This window comes from Lichenibacterium minor (assembly GCF_004137685.1).
GTDB lineage: Bacteria > Pseudomonadota > Alphaproteobacteria > Rhizobiales > Beijerinckiaceae > Lichenihabitans > Lichenihabitans minor.
Map to the genome: position 1 here is coordinate 77,024 of NZ_QYBB01000021.1, position 14,974 is coordinate 91,997.

Annotated in this window: 13 protein-coding genes; all 13 read right to left on the minus strand. The window is 69.8% G+C overall.

The annotated features are described in order from the left end of the window. Nucleotides 1-112: 112 nt before the first annotated feature. The 13 genes from D3273_RS17330 to D3273_RS17390 all read right to left on the minus strand — a co-directional run bounded on the left by D3273_RS17330 (nucleotide 113) and on the right by D3273_RS17390 (nucleotide 14,510). A complete protein-coding gene (locus D3273_RS17330; RefSeq protein ID WP_129228147.1) occupies nucleotides 113-1,681 on the minus strand; it encodes an ABC transporter substrate-binding protein in 1,569 nt (522 codons plus the stop codon). 772 nt (nucleotides 1,682-2,453) lie between these two features. After that, nucleotides 2,454-3,326, minus strand: a complete 873-nt coding sequence (locus tag D3273_RS17335; protein ID WP_129228148.1) for an NAD(P)-dependent oxidoreductase — start codon at nucleotides 3,324-3,326, stop codon at nucleotides 2,454-2,456. A gap of 94 nt (nucleotides 3,327-3,420) precedes the next feature. Beyond that, nucleotides 3,421-4,722 carry a cation:dicarboxylate symporter family transporter gene (locus tag D3273_RS17340; RefSeq protein ID WP_129228149.1) on the minus strand — a complete coding sequence of 434 codons (1,302 nt, stop codon included), beginning with the start codon at nucleotides 4,720-4,722 and terminating at the stop codon, nucleotides 3,421-3,423. 125 nt (nucleotides 4,723-4,847) lie between these two features. Then, nucleotides 4,848-6,083 (minus strand): LysR family transcriptional regulator, encoded by a 1,236-nt coding sequence (locus D3273_RS17345; RefSeq protein WP_207210807.1) that lies wholly within the window; start codon nucleotides 6,081-6,083, stop codon nucleotides 4,848-4,850. Nucleotides 6,084-6,165: 82 nt separating this feature from the next. Further along, on the minus strand, nucleotides 6,166-7,062 hold the full coding sequence (locus D3273_RS17350; protein WP_129228151.1) for a LysR family transcriptional regulator: 897 nt from the start codon (nucleotides 7,060-7,062) through the stop codon (nucleotides 6,166-6,168). Between the two features lie 99 nt (nucleotides 7,063-7,161). After that, nucleotides 7,162-8,493: an MFS transporter gene (locus tag D3273_RS17355; RefSeq protein WP_129228152.1), complete on the minus strand. Its 1,332-nt coding sequence runs from the start codon at nucleotides 8,491-8,493 to the stop codon at nucleotides 7,162-7,164. Between the two features lie 98 nt (nucleotides 8,494-8,591). Next, the gene (locus D3273_RS17360) at nucleotides 8,592-9,281 is read right to left on the minus strand and encodes a substrate-binding domain-containing protein (protein ID WP_129228153.1); all 690 of its coding nucleotides are present in this window, start codon (nucleotides 9,279-9,281) and stop codon (nucleotides 8,592-8,594) included. Nucleotides 9,282-9,354: 73 nt separating this feature from the next. After that, nucleotides 9,355-9,780, minus strand: a complete 426-nt coding sequence (locus D3273_RS17365; protein WP_207210808.1) for a hypothetical protein — start codon at nucleotides 9,778-9,780, stop codon at nucleotides 9,355-9,357. A gap of 93 nt (nucleotides 9,781-9,873) precedes the next feature. Next, nucleotides 9,874-10,557, minus strand: coding sequence for a 4-carboxy-4-hydroxy-2-oxoadipate aldolase/oxaloacetate decarboxylase (gene ligK, locus D3273_RS17370; protein ID WP_129228154.1), 684 nt, complete (start codon nucleotides 10,555-10,557; stop codon nucleotides 9,874-9,876). 11 nt (nucleotides 10,558-10,568) lie between these two features. Then, complete coding sequence (locus tag D3273_RS17375; RefSeq protein WP_129228155.1) at nucleotides 10,569-11,597, minus strand: amidohydrolase family protein; 1,029 nt, start codon at nucleotides 11,595-11,597, stop codon at nucleotides 10,569-10,571. Between the two features lie 20 nt (nucleotides 11,598-11,617). Next, nucleotides 11,618-12,970: an MFS transporter gene (locus D3273_RS17380; RefSeq protein ID WP_207210809.1), complete on the minus strand. Its 1,353-nt coding sequence runs from the start codon at nucleotides 12,968-12,970 to the stop codon at nucleotides 11,618-11,620. Nucleotides 12,971-13,022: 52 nt separating this feature from the next. After that, a complete protein-coding gene (locus D3273_RS17385) occupies nucleotides 13,023-14,075 on the minus strand; it encodes a catechol 2,3-dioxygenase (protein ID WP_129228157.1) in 1,053 nt (350 codons plus the stop codon). Nucleotides 14,076-14,165: 90 nt separating this feature from the next. Beyond that, entirely contained in the window at nucleotides 14,166-14,510 is a 345-nt protein-coding gene (locus D3273_RS17390) for a hypothetical protein (RefSeq protein WP_129228158.1), read from the minus strand. Nucleotides 14,511-14,974: the final 464 nt, after the last annotated feature.

Here is a 14,974-nt window from a genome sequence, read left to right on the forward strand (position 1 = left end):
GCCCGGCGCCCCCGAGGGGCGTGGAAGCCTCGGGCCTGCCCCGGCACGCCCCTGGGACAAGCGGGGGAACCTCATCCCGCTCCCCGCTCGGACGGCGCCCGCTCGCGGCCGGTCAGGCGAACCAGGCCTTCTCGGCGGCGCGCTGGTCGGCCATGTCGTAGCGCGGGTGGGGGACGACGCCCTTCACCTTCTTGGCATAGCCGTCGAGGTAGTCGCCGACCGCGTAGCAGATCATGCCGCCGGTGTCGGCGATCATGTGCTGGGCTTCGGCATACATGCTCTTGCGCTTGGCGGGGTCGAGCTCGATGCGGGCCGCCACCACCAGCTTGTCGAAGCCCGGGTCGCGCCAATGCGAGTCGTTCCAGTTGGCGGTCGAGAAGAAGGTCTGCGACAGCTGCAGGTCGACGCTGGGCCGCCCGCCCCAGTAGACGGCGCAGAACGGCGCCTTGAGCCACACGTTGTCCCAATAGCCGTCGGCTGAAACGCGCTTGAGGTCGAGGTTGATGCCGGCCTTCTTCAGCGATTCCTGGAACAGCACCGCGGAATCGGTCGCCCCCGAGAAGGCGCCCTCCGACACCTGGAGCTGCAGGGGCGGGCTGCCCGCCTTCTTGTAGAGGGAGGCCGCCCGGTCGGGGTCGTAGCTGTGCGGCGGGGTGTTCGGCACGAAATAAGGGTTCGAGGGGGCGATCAGCGTGTCGTTGCCGATCGACGCGTAGCCCTTGTAGACGGTGTCGACGATCTTCTGCCGGTCGATGCCGTATTTCAGCGCCATGCGGGTGTCGTTGGACGCGAAGCTCGGGTCGTCGCAATGCGCCACGAAGGCGAAGCGGTTGCCCGAACCCTTGCTCTGCACGACGTCGACCTTGGGGGACTTCAGCACGAAGCCGACCGTCTTCGGATCGAGGCGGTTGACGGCGTCGACCTGGCCCGAGATGAGCGCTTGCGTGCGGGCGGCGACGTCCGGGATGTAGCGGATCTCGATGCTGTCGAACCAGGCGCGGTTCGGCTTCCAATAACGGCCGGTGTTCCGGGTCACCACCTTGACGCCGGGCTGGAAGGTTTCCAGCGCGTAGGCGCCCGTGCCGTCGGGCTTCGACCAGTCGGAGAAGCCGTTGGGCACCACGAGGACGTGGTAGTCGGACAGGTTGTAGGGGAGGTCGGCGTTGCCGGACGAGAGGGTGATGCCGACCTGGTTCGGGCCGAGCTTCCGGATGTCGGCGATGGCGCTGAGCAGGTCCTTCGCGGGCGACTTGGTTTCGCCGCGGTGCAGGTTCAGCGAATAGATGATGTCGTCGGCGTCGAGCGTCTTGCCCGAATGGAAGGTGACGCCCTTGCGCACGTCGAACACCCATTCGGTGGCGCCGGGCTTCGTGCTCCAGGATTCCAGCAGTTCGCCCGTGGCGGTGCCGTCCTGGGCGATCTCCACCATGCCGTTGAAGATCTGGTAGCCGTAGGAGATGTGGATGGAATCCGTGTAGGTGCGGAAGTCGAGGCTGTCCGAGGCGCTGCCGCCCTCCATGCCCATGCGCAGCGTGCCGCCCTTCTTGGGCGCGTCCTCGGCGCGGGCGAGGCCACCCATCGGACCCAAGGCCAGTCCGAGCGCGCCGGCGCCCGCCAGCAGCTGTCGGCGGTCGACGATGAGGCCCGACGGGCCGGGTGACGGCGGCTCTGCAGTTTTCATGAACGTTCGCTTCTCACGATCGTGATCGGGGGGACGCCAGGTGAAGGTGCTTCGACCGAGCTCATTGTGCAAACCTCATGCCGACTCCGGCGCCTCGACCGGCATCGGACCGCCGCCCGTTCCTCCGAACCGCCGACGACTGACCGGTCCGACAAGCTTCCCGCGCCGGAAGAGACTTGTGCCGGACCTGACACGGGCCGCCCGATGCTTCGAGCGCTGTCTACAGGGAGCGATCGACAGGAGTGTCGACGCTTTCTGCTGCATCCGTCAACGGGATTTTTCTTCCGCGACTTCGCCGTCCCCATCGCTCGCCGTCCGCGCGCGGAGGCCGTCCCGACCCGACGGGCCTTCCAGACAGGCGGGCCGCCGGCGGCGCGGCGCGGACGCCGGGGTCGAAGGGCGCTCGGTATCGGCTCGATACCGAGACTGCCCGAAGGCGAAAAGGTGAGCGGAAACACTTGGCCGGGACGGGAAGGCCCCCGCCGCCGCCCGGCTTCTTCGCTCGCCCGCCGCCGACCGCACGACGCCCCCCTGCGCCGATCACCTCCGGCCGCCTTCACGGCAGCGCGGCAGCATCACAAAGGCCCCGCTTTCCGCCGGGCAGCGCCGCTCGCGTCGCATCCCCCCTCCGTCGGCCGGAACCGACCCATCCGGAGCACAGCCGGTCGAATGCTGGCCTCTCGGAAGCGGCCCTTCAGGCCCGGCAATGCTGTGAGGACCGCTTCCATCGTCGCGTCGGGGCTTTCACCTGAAGCGGTCGTCGCGGTCGCGATCAATCATGCGTCGTGGCGTGCCGGAGCGTCGCGATCCGGGCGACGGCAGCCTCAAGCGGGCCGGCAGGAAGATCCGTTGCGGGAACCCGGCCCATTCGCTCCTGAACGTCGGCGATCCTGTCGGCGAGGGCGCCGACGTAACCGAGTTCGTCGTAGGTGATCGCACTTTCCCGCATCTCGGCCGCCCGGCGCAGGCCGTGGTGGAGCGTCCGCTCGAACATGTAGCGGGCATTGTCCGGCCAGCCGAGGCCCGGGTACGTCGCGGCGAGCGAGTCCAACACGCGATCGAAGCAGCCCGCCGTCGCGGCCGCGAGCAGCGTCTCGACAGTCAGGGCTTCGAGTCCTTTCACGAACATCGAGCGGACCATCTTGATGGCCGTCGCCGTCCCGGCGTCGACGCCGATGACCTCGAACGCGAAGCCCAGGTGCTCGAAGGTGCCGCGCGACTCGTCGGCGGTCGCGCCAGCGAGCAGAACGGGAGTGGCATGGCCGCGCGGGTGGACCGGCGCCATGACGGCCATGTCGAGGTACGCCGCGCCGCAGCCCGTCACGAGCTCGGCCGACCGCCGCTTGCGCCCGGGCGATACGGAATTGATGTCGATGAGCAACTGGCCCGGCACGAGGTGGTCCAGCGCGCTCTGCACGGCATCGAGGCTCCGGTCGGCCGTCACCGCGCTGAAGATCCAGTCGGCCCCCGCGATGGCTCTCCCGACGTCGGGCTCGAAGCGCAGTCCACGTCCGGTCGCGGCAGAAGCCACGCTCTCGTCCTGGCGCACGTCGTAGGTCGCGAGGATGTCGACGTCGGCCGTCCGCGAGAGAGTGTCGGAGAAGGCGCGTGCCGCTTCGCCGAAACCGATGAATGCGATTTTCATGTTTGATCTCCGGAAGCGGCAACAGGCCGCCCGCTGCCTCGATGGGTCGCGCGGCATGCCGGGCTCGCGCGACGATGGATGCGGACGCGCCGAGTCAGATGCGGGTCTCGCGCGGCTCGGCGGACCCTGGCTCGGCAGGGCGCGGGGCGCGGGCCCCCACGCAGGCGTCGAACTTGCGCATGTCGAACATGCCTTCCCACTTCGACAGCACGAGCACGGCGACCGAGTTGCCGATGACGTTGGTGGTGGACGTGGCGATGGCCAGGATACGGTCGATGCCGAACAGCAGGCCCACGCCCGAGATGGGGAGCGCGCGCGAGGACTGGATCGTCGCGGCGAGTTTCACGAGCGCGCCGCCCGCCGCGCCAGCGCCCCCTTTGGACGTCAGCAGCATGACGGCCAGGAGGCCGAGCTGCTGTTCGAGAGCGAGCGGCGTATCGGTCGCCTGGGAGATGAAGCCGATCCCGCAGGCCATGTACAGGCACGCGCCATCGATGTTGAAGCTGTAGCCCGCCGGCAGGACGAACCCCACCACGACCTCGTCGCAGCCGGCCTCCGCGAGCTTGACCACGAGCCGCGGGAAGGCGACCTCGCTCGCCGCCATGCCGGCCGCCAGGACGGCCTCTTCCTTGATGAGGGACAGGATCCTGAAGATCGAGAAGCCGGCCAGCGCCGCGACGGAGCCCAGGACGACGACGACGAAGATCAGCGCACTCGCGTAATAGGTCAGGATGTAGCCCAGCAGGTAGAGCAGGGTAACGCCGCCGTAGCTGCCCACCGCGAAAGCCATGGCGCCGAAGGCACCGAGCGGCGACACGTGCATGATGAAGCCGAGCATCTTGAAGACGACCGCCTGCGCCTCGTCGATCAGCCGAAACAGGGCCCAGTCGGGCGTGCCGCAGGCCGCCAGGGCGAAGCCGACCAGCAGCGAAACGAACAGCACGGGCAAGATGTCGCCGGAAACGAAGGCTGCGACCAGCGTGCGCGGGATGATCGAGGACAGGAAGGCGACGAGCGAGAAGTCGCCCGACGTGGCCGCCTTGATCACGGATTCGGCGCCCGCGGTCGGGCTCAGGGCGCCCGCATGCAATCCCACGCCGGGATGCACGATGTTGACGACGGCGAAGCCCGTCAGCATCGCCAGCGTGCTGACCACCTCGAAGTAGAGGAACGTCTTGAAGCCGAGGCGGCCCAGCCGCCTGAAATCCCGGATGTGACCGATGCCGTGGACGACCGTGAAGAAGATGATCGGCCCGAGCATCATTTTCAGGAGCGCGACGAAGCCGTCGCCGAGGGGCTTCATCGCCACGGCCTCGTGCGGCGCCGCCAAGCCGAACATGATCGCCAGGGCGATCGCGACCAGCACCTGGACGTAGACCTTCCGCAGCGCGCCCATCCGTCCCCGCCTCGATTTTCATCGTGTTGGGTCGACCATAGGAGGGCGGGTCGCCGCGCCCCCATGCCGAGCGTTGAACGCGCCGCCTGTTCTGCTTATCGCGGATGCAAACCTCGATCCAAGGTTCAGGTCTGCCGGGCGACGGCGCGGATGGCGTCGAGCAGCCTGCGCGCGGCAGGCGACGGCTCGCCGGCGGCGCGCATCGTCAGGCCGATCTCGCGTTCCGTGTGGGCGAGAGGCACGTCGAGGATCGCCAACTGCCCGGCCCGTAGCTCGTAGTGCACCTGCTGCGCCGACAGCACGGCGACCATGTCGGTGCGCATCAGGAGCCCGCGGATCATCGCAAGGTCGCCCGTCTCGACGGCGGCCAGGGGTGGAGGTAGGTGCAGGCGCGTGAACAGCGCGTCGAGGATGGCGCGGGCGGGCGTGTGCCGGCGCGGCAGGATCCAGTCCGCGCCGGCGAGCCGGTCCGGCGTCAGGCCGCGCTCGCCCGCCAGGGGGTGACCGTGGCGGGTCAGCGCGACCATGCCTGTCCCGAGCAGCGCCTCGGCCCGCACATCTCCTCCCGTGGCGGCGGGCCGCAGGGCCCCGATGATGAAATCGACGTCGCCGGCCCGCAAGCCGGCGAGCAGCGCTTCGTAGGCGCTCTCGTCCGTCACGACATGGACGCCCGGGTAGTCGCGCCGCACATGCGCGACGGCTTCCGGGAGGATCATAGTGCGGGCGAAGGGCAGCGCGCCGACCGTGACGGAACCGCGAATGCTGCCCCGCACCGCCGCGACGTCCTCGGGAATGTGGCGCAGCTCGTTCAGGGCCCGGCGGACGCGGAAAACGAAGGCCTCGCCATCGCTCGTCAGCCGCAGGCCGCGCGCGGTGCGGTCGAAGAGGGGCGAGCCTAGGCCGGCTTCGAGGATCTTGATGGCGCTGCTGACCGCCGGCTGGCTCACGCCCAAGGTTTGCGCGGCGCTCTGCATGTGCCGGTGGCGCACCAGGGCGACGAGCGACTGCAGGCGGCGGGTGTTGAGGAGGTAGGACGGGATCGCTCCCGGCGGGACGCGCATCTCGCGCACCGGCTGCGGGGCGCGCCGTGGAGCGAGCCCCCGCAACTCGGCGAACACGCGGACGGCGCGCTCCAGGACCGCCTCGCCGACGGACGTCGGACGCATGCCGGAGGGGGATCGCTCCATCAACGGCTCGCCGAGCGCGACCTCGAGTTCCCGCAGCGATCGCGTCACGGCCGACTGGGCGCGGAGAAGATGCGTCGCGGCACGGCTCGCGCTGCCTCGCTCCGCGATGACCGTGAAGGCGTGCAGCTGCGCGAGGTTGAGCGATCCCAGGACCAGGTCGACGGCCACCGTCACGGGATCGGCGCCCCGCCCGCCCAGACTTCACGGCGCTCGATGGGCCGAGGAGCCGGACGCCGCGACGGAGCGCCCCCCACGCTCAGTGTTCCGCGCGAAGGCTCGCCGTCAACAAGCGCGCGAGCGCGCCGGCCGCGGGCGTCAAGGGCTGCTCGCGGCGGGCCAGAAGGCCGATCGAGCGCACCACGCTCGGGTTCTTCAACGGCACGGCCGCGATGCCGGGGTCGTCGGCGAGGTCGATGCCGAGCCGCGGCACCACCGTGAGGCCTACGCCGGCCTGCACCATGCCGATGGCCGTCCCGACGTGCTGGACCTCGTATTTCCAGATCATCCGCTCTCGTCGGCCGCCGAGGGCGTCGTCGATCAGCAGCCGGTTCCCCGTCTGGGCGCTGATCCTGATCAGGGGCACGCCCTCGAGTTCGGACCAACCGACGCTGGAGCGGCCCGCGAGCGGGTGGGCCGACGGGCAGACGAGGACGAAAGGCTCCTTGATGAGCGGCGTGACTTCCAGGTCCCAGCGGCCGGTCGACGCGATGGTGACGCCGAATTCGGCCTCGCCGCTCCGGACGCGCTCGACGATCTCGGAAGCGGAGTTGTCGAAGACCTTGACGCCCACGCCCGGCTGCAGCCGCGCGAAGTCGCGCAGCACGCGTGGCAGGTGATGCTTGGCGATGGTCGGCAGGCAACCGATCGCGAACTGCTCCTGACGGTCTCGCCCCGCAGTCCGCAGGATGTCGAGCGAGCGCGTCATCTCCTCGATGAGGCGCTGCGCCGTCGGCAGCAGCTCGGCGCCAGCCGCCGTGAGCGTCACCTTCCGGGTGCTGCGCGCCAGCAGGGCGACACCGAGGTCGTCCTCGAGCTTCTTCAGCCGGTGGCTCAGCGCCGTCTGCGACAGGTTGAGGTGCGCCGCAGCCGCGTTGAAGCTGCCCCAGTTCGCGATGCCGAGGAAAGCCTCCAAGCCGAGGAAGTCGATCCTCATCCGTGTCGCTCCGATGGTCGGCACGACGGGAGCATGCCCGCCCTGCCGCGTCCAGCCGGTTCACCGGGCGCGCCGTCGGGGCCGCCTCGGGAAGCAGGCTCACGCCTTCGAGCCGTCATGCAGGTCTGCGCCGCCCGTCTCGGGGAGGAGCAGGGCGGCAGCGAAGGCCACGGCGTAGGACACGAGGGCGCAGCCACCCATGGCAGCCCCGAGCGGGCCCGCGGCAGCCAGCACGCCGACTGTCGCCGGAACGACCGAGCCGAAGCCGCGCCCGCCCCCGAGGCAGAAGCCCTGGCCGCTGGCGCGGACCTCCGTCGGGAACAGTTCGGAGAATGTCGGCAGCATGCCGGAGGCGAGCGCGCCCTGGAAGGCGCCGAGGAAGAAGCTCAGTGCCACGGTGGCGCCGAGGCCGATCGGGGCGAGCAGGAGCACCGCCACGTTGGCGGCCTGCAGGACGAGGAAGATCATGAAGGCCGGCCGCCGGCCCAAGCGGTCGGACAGCCAGCCGAAACCGAGCGGCCCCACGAGCGAGCCGAGGATGTTCATCGCGAGATAGCCGGCGCTGGTGCCGACCGACAAGCCGAGCGCCGTCCGCAGGTAGGTCGGCAACCAGGTGATCATCACATAGGCGCCCCCGAAGATGCCCGTCGACATGACGGTGGCGGCGAGCGTCCGGCGCAAGTGCGCCGGCGCGAAGATGGCCCAGAACGGGGGCGGGACGGCGCCGGCGCGGCGCGCGTCCTGGTAGAGGCCCGACTCGGGCACGAGCCGACGGATGAACAGCACCAGCACGGCCGGCACGATGCCGATGCCGAAGAACACGCGCCAGCCGACGGCTTCCGGAAACAGGGACGAGATCACCGGCAAGAGGCCGACCGACACCGCGTAGCCGACCGCGTAACTGCTCTGCACCGAGGCAGCCACCCGCCCGCGCAGGGCGGGGCGCACCACCTCGCTGATCAGCACGCCGCCCACCGCCGCCTCGCCGCCATAGCCGAGGCCCTGGAGGAATCGGATGACGAGCAGCGTGTCGAAGCCGCCCGCGAAAGCGGCCGCGAGCGTGAAGGCCGCCACGACGAGGATGGTGAGCTGGAGCACGCGCACGCGCCCGATCCGGTCGGCGAGAAGCCCCGCGCCCCATCCTCCGACGGCGGCGCCGGCCAGCGACGCCGTCGCCAGGGCGCCCGCCTGGGGCTTGGTGAGACCGATGGTGGCGATCAACGCCGGGATGACGAGGGCATAGATCGTCGAATCCATGGCGTCGAGGCCGAAGCCCGCGAAGCAGGCCCAATAGGTGCGCCGCTCGACGCGGTCGAGCTCCGAGTACCAGCCGAGGGCGCCGCGGCGATCACGTCCGTCGGTCGCGCGGAGGGCCTCCGCCTCCACCGGCACGGGGGGCGTCGAAAGGGGTGGATCGGATCGGAGGGGCATTTGAAATCCTGTCGACGCGGGACTCGGGCCCGGCTGGGCCCGCAAGCAGCGGCCTTGAATGTCGGCGCTGCACGCATGGGGGAGGGGCGGGAGGGGCCTCAGGCCGGCTCCAGGCCCTGCCGGCGCTTGGCGGCGGCCGCAGCGGGCGAAGCGAGGTGGCCGACGAAGGCGCGGGCCGCTCCCGGGCGTGTGGAGGCGCGCGAAACGGCCGCCGAGAACGTCGTCACGGCCTGGATCTCGGCCGGCAACGGCCCGAGGACGGCGATACCGGGCGCGCCGACGAATTCGCTGAGCTGCTGGAAGCCGAGGTCGGCGTCCCCCCGGGCGAGGAGCTCCGCGACGGGCACGCCGGGCGGCGCCTGCAGAGACTTCGCCGCCATCGCGTCGTCGATGCCCCAGAAACGCCAGAGCGCCCGGACGTGGTCGCCGCTCGGCCCCGTCGAATAGGAGACCCGGCGGGCGCTCAGCATCGCCCGGCGCACGGCGGCCGCATCGCCGACGTCGACACGCGGACCGGCCGCGGGAACGGCGATCGCCATGCCGGACCGGGCCACGTCCGCCCGGCTCCCGTCGACCAGGTGCCCCTCGCGCTCGAGCTGCTCCATCACGGGCGCGGCCAGCACCACGACGTCGACGCTTCCGCCGGCGCGGACCCGCTTCGCGGCATCGACGCCGCCCGTCGCTTCGAGCGCGACCGGCGCGCCCGCAGCCAGTTCGAAGTCCCGCGCGAGTTCGGCCAAGACGCTGCGCGTCGCCATCGAGGACAGGACCGTGAGACGATCGGACATGGAGGCTCCGGTGCCATCCCGCTGGGGCAGCGGGCGAGCTGAATACGGACGAAGGGATGGCAGAAAGGCCGGTTCAGCCGAGCCAGCGCTTCACCCCCAAGGCGAGCGGGACGGTGAAGACGATGTGCGACAGGGCCCCACCGATGACGACGTCGGGGGCGAGATCATCGGGGCGGCTCGACGACGTGACCGCGACGGCAAGGTGCGTGACGACCCAGGCCGCGACGGCGTAGAACAGTGCGACCAGGGTGGCTTCGACCCCGCGGCGGCGGAAGGCCGGCCAGATCAGCGCGAAGGGCCCGCCCCGGGCGAGCGCGAAGGCGACGTGGATGGCCGTGCCGAGCGGATAGGCCATCGCCCCGAGCCCGTCCCGCACGCCCTCGTAAACCCAGATCGCGGCGGCGCCGATGAGGCCGCCGAGCAGCCCCGCCGAAACCGTCCGTCCCGGGCCCGCACCTTCCCCGGTCGCCAGCCCGTCCTTCAGGGTCGGTCGTCCCATCGCCGCGCCATCCACCGCCATGATGTCCCCCGCCTCGGCGTTTCCCGTCCCGTCGATGCCGCGGGGCCGAACGGCCAGCGGCGGTCCGGACGATCAGTCGATGTAACGGAGCCCCGCCTTGGCCAGCGGTTCGCGCATCTTGTAGTAATCGAGGCCGAGCACGCCGGAAGCGAAGGTGGCACGCTTGTCGCCTTCGTTGGCCTCGCGCTTCGCCGCGGCCTCGGCGGCCCGCGCCGCCCAGGCGGCGGGCACCACCACGATCCCGTCGTCGTCCGCCACGATGGCGTCGCCCGGCTGCACGGCGGCCCCGGCGCAGACAATCGGCACGTTGACCGATCCCAGCGTCGCCTTGATGGTGCCCTTGGCCGACACGCAGCGGCTCCACACCGGGAAGCCCATCTCCTTCAGGGTCGCCACGTCGCGCACGCCGGCGTCGATCACGAGTCCGCGCGCCCCGCGCGCCATGAAGCTCGTGGCGAGCAGGTCGCCGAAATAGCCGTCCGTGCAGTCGGCCGTGACGCCCGCGACGACGATGTCGCCGGGCCGGATCTGCTCGGCGGCGACGTGCATCATCCAGTTGTCGCCCGGTTGCAGCAGCACGGTGACGGCCGTGCCGGAGATGCGAGCGCCGGTCTGGATCGGCCGCATGTAGGGCTTCATCAGCCCGACGCGCCCGATGGCCTCGTGCACCGTGGTGGCGCCGAAGGCTGCCAGCCGGTCGGTGTGTCCGCGGTCGGCGCGGGCGATGTTGCGCCTGACAATGCCGAGTTCGGTCATGGTGCTCCCCTTCAATGTCCGCGGGCCTTGAGGGCCGCGTCGAGCCGCGGATAGACCCGGCGCGCATTGCCCTCGAAAACCTTGCGGCGGTCGGCTTCGCCGAGGTTCGTCGTGGCATCGACGTAGCGTTTCGTGTCGTCGAAGTTGTGCCCCGTCTCGGGATCGACCCCGCGCACGGCGCCGATCATCTCGCTGGCGAACAGGATGTTGTCGACCGGGATCACCTTCGTCAGCAGGTCGATGCCCGGCTGGTGGTAGACGCAGGTGTCGAAGAACACGTTGTCGAACAGGTGCTCCGTCAGCAGCGGCTTCTTCAGCGCCTGGGCGAGGCCGCGGTAGCGACCCCAGTGATAAGGCGCGGCGCCGCCGCCGTGCGGGATCACCAGGCGCAGGCCCGGGAAGTCCCGGAACAGGTCACCCTCGATGAGCTGCATCACCGCCGTGGTGTCGGCGTTGATGTAGTGAGCGCCCGTGGTATGGAAGCACGCGTTGCAGCTCGTCGACACGTGCACCATCGCCGGGATGTCGAACTCGACCATCTTCTCGTAGATCGGATACCAGTGCCGGTCGGTCAGCGGCGGGCTGCGCCAGTGGCCGCCCGACGGGTCCGGGTTGAGGTTGATGCCGACGAAGCCGTAATGGCGCACGCATCGCTCGAGCTCGGGAATGCAGGTCTTCGGGTCCACGCCGGGGCTCTGCGGCAGCATGGCGGCGCCGGCGAAGTGGTCCGGGAACAACTCCGAAACGCGGAAGCACAGCTCGTTGCAGATGGCGGCCCATTCCGACGACACGGAAACGTCGCCGATGTGGTGCGCCATGAAGCTCGCCCGGGGCGAGAAGATCGTCAGGTCGAGCCCCCGCTCGCGCATCAGCTTCAGCTGGTTCGCCTCGATCGACTCGCGCAGTTCGTCGTCGGAGATGCGGAGCTCCGACGCCCTGGGCCGGGCCGAAGGGTCGTTGATGGCGGCGACCTGGCGATCGCGCCAGTCCTGCAGCGCCTTCGGTGCCGTGGTGTAGTGGCCGTGGCAGTCGATGATCATGGAACGCTGACTCCGTCCGTTCAGTGCCCTGTCCGGTGGGCGGCGGCCTCGACCGGGGCTGAGATGCCCCGGCGCGCCTGGGTGAGCAGGATCGCGACGGCGGCGCAGAGCGCCGGCACGGCGAGCAGCGACAGGATGGCCGAGAAGCCCCAGCCGAGGCTCAGCAGCGTACCGCCGACCAGCGAGCCGACGATGGAGCCGAAGCGGCCCATGCCGAGCATCCAGCTCACCCCCGTGGCGCGGGCCGCCGTGGGGTAGCAGCCGGGCGCGAAGGCGTTGAGGCCCGTCTGCGCGCCGCTCATGCAGAAGCCGGCCGCGAAGACCAGCGCCGCCAGGGCGGGCGCCAGCAGGCCCGAAACGGCGACCAGGAGCACGAACAAAGCTCCGCCCGCGTAGGCGGCGGCGATGACCGGGGCCGGCCGCGTGCGGTCCATGACCCAGCCGACCAGGACGGCCCCGACGGTGCCGCCGATCTGGAACATCGCGGTCACGTTGACGGCGGTCGAGATCGACACGCCCCCGTCCTTCATCAGCGTGGGAAGCCAGCCGGTCAGCAGGTAGATGACGAGCAACCCCATGAAGTAGGTGAGCCACAGCGCGGCCGTGACGGCGCCGAAGCCCGGCGAGAACAGCACGCCGATGGGCGTCCTGGTGGCGAGCGGCGGCTCGGCCGAGACGAAGGCCTCGTCGCCCGCGAAGCGCGAGCCCGTCACCCGGCCCAGCGTCGCCGCGATGCGCGACGGGGGGGCGCCGCGCAGCGCCAGGAGCCGCGCCGACTCGGGCAGGACCAGCACGAGAATCGGCACGAGCGCGAGCGGCACGGCCCCGCCCAGCACCATCACCGAGCGCCAGCCATAGATCGGGACGAGGGCGCCGGCCGCGAAGCCGATCAGCGCTGAACCGAGGTTGAACCCGGTGAACATCACCGTGATCATCAGCGCTCGGCGGCGCAGGGGGGCATATTCGCTGAGCAGCGTGGTGGTGTTGGGCATGGCCGCACCCATGCCCATGCCGGCGAGGAAGCGCAGGCCGGCCATCTCGCCGGGCGTCGCCGCGAAGGCCGCCAGCAGCGTCAGCACCGCGAAGGCCAGCACCGAAACCACCAGCACGGGCTTGCGGCCGAAGCGGTCCGATGAAGGGCCGGCCAGCAGGGCGCCGAAGACGAGGCCGAAGGGCGCGGCGCTGATCACGAGGCCGAAGGCGGCGCGCGACACGCCCCAGTCCTGCAGGATGGGAGGGGTGACGAAGCCCATGATGGCCACGTCCATGCCGTCGGCCACCACGACCAGGAAGCAGATCGCGACCAGCAGCCATTGGTAGGCCGAGATGGGTCTCTGGTCGATATAGCTTTCGATGTCCACCGTGCGTGCCACGCTTCGTCTCCCCATGTTGCGCCGTCTTCGCGGCTGTTGTCGGCTCAAGCGTTCAGGACGCGATGCCGTCCCCCGCGAGGTCCTCCGACCCGTCGTCGGCCGGGCCGCCATGCTCGCGTGGCAGCGGCGGCGTGCCATGAGTGTGGAAGGTGTCGATGGTCTTCAGGCCCCAGGCCTGGCCCTTCCGGCGCTCCGCCTCGGTCCAGCGGATCGGCTTCCAGTCCGGCGCGAGCACGAGGCGTGCCCCCGCGTTGGCGACCTCGACGCGATGGCCGCCGGGCTCGAAAACGTAGAGGAAGAAGGTTTGCTGCACGGCATGCTTGTGCGGCCCCGTCTCGATCGGCACGCCGGCCTCCAGGAACACGTCGGCGGCCTGGAGCACCGCTTCGCGGCTGTCGAGCGCGTAGGTGACGTGGTGGAAGCGACCGCGGATGCCGTGGGCTTCACGGGTGTAGGCGAAATCGTAGCTCTTGTTGGTGGCGGTGAGCCACATGCCGGCCTCGACGCCGGAGTCGAGCACGATCTGCTCGGTCAAGCGGAAGCCGAGGTTGTCCTCGAAGAAGCGGCGGTTGGCCGCGATGTCCACGGCGAGGCAGTTGAAATGGTCGAGGCGACGGACGCCGACGCCGCGCGCGGGATGGCGCTGGGCTTGGTTTTTCAGGGCCGGCCGCAGCGCCTCGGGCGCCTCGTACCATTCCGTCTCGTAGTAGATCTCGATCGTGTGGCCGTCGGGATCGTGGAAGCGGTAGGCGGGGCCGTGGCCGAGCTCGCCCTCGTGCCAGCCGATGCCGAGGCCGGTGCGCTCGATCGCCTCGACGCGGCGCGCTAGCGCCTGGGGGGACCGAGCCCGGAAGGCGGCGTGGCCGAGGGCCGGCACCGTCGCGGCAGTGAGCTGGAGCGAGTATCGCTCGTAGTCGTCCCACGCCCGGAGATAAACGGAACCGCCGCGCCGGCCGCTCTCGGTCATGCCGAGCACGTCGACGAAGAAGGCGCGGCTCTCCTCGAGCTTGGGTGTCAGCAGTTCGATGTGGCCGAGATGGGCTACGTCCAGCACAGGTTCCCGCACGTCGTCCTCCCATCGTGCCCGCGACCGGAGCGGCCGCATGCAGCCGACCTCTCGCCATCGGCAAGGCAGGCTCGGCGATTGTCGGTCGCGGCTTCTGTCGGCGGCGATCTCGCGCTGAACCGCGCTGTGTCAGGCAGATAGATCAGCGATGGCATCCCAGGAACTGAAAGAAATCTCAGGATTGCTGAATTTCCTGCATGACACGCTTGTCGGCGCTGAACCGGGGATGATGCGCCGCCCACGGCCCGCCACCGCTGCCGAGCGGAAATTCCGCGGCCGCGTCAGGTGCATGGTCCCGAGCGATACGCGATCCACAAGATCGGGACGGTGCCTTGCTTTCTGGGCCACCAGGCGAAGTTGGTGCGAAAGCCGATCTCCGGCTTGGCGCCTCATGAGATTGCCGCCCCGCTCGGTGATGGTGCCGATGAGCCTGTGCGGGTTCGGAACGAGCGTATCGACGACGGGCTCGTCCACCAGCGTCCAGAGCGTTTCGGCGGGCTGGAGGTCCGGACTGCAGGGCGTTCACGAGGCGTCGGATCGACCCCGCGAGCCGATGTCGACCAACAACGGCCGAGAGGCGGGTCCATGACGCCGATCGAGCCGACTTCCGGACGCTCTCTCGACCGCCGCGGAAGCGGTAGGTCAAATCGGAGTCGGACCGCCACGACGAAGTGTGTCACATAAATGAGGGAGTTCTCATCAACATTTCGTCGAAAAACAACTTACAATATGATGTTTTCACAAAATCTTAAGGGACGCAACTCTATATGATGCCTGAATTTATCAGACAACAGCATCTTGAGCTGCAACAGGCGCGCGGGCAGTATGAGACGACAAATCCTGCTCGGCCTTGTTGGATTTTTGACCGTATTGAGCCCTTGCGAGGGATCGGACGACCTGCCGTCCAGGCAGGATGTGCAGATCATGGGCCGCGTGTT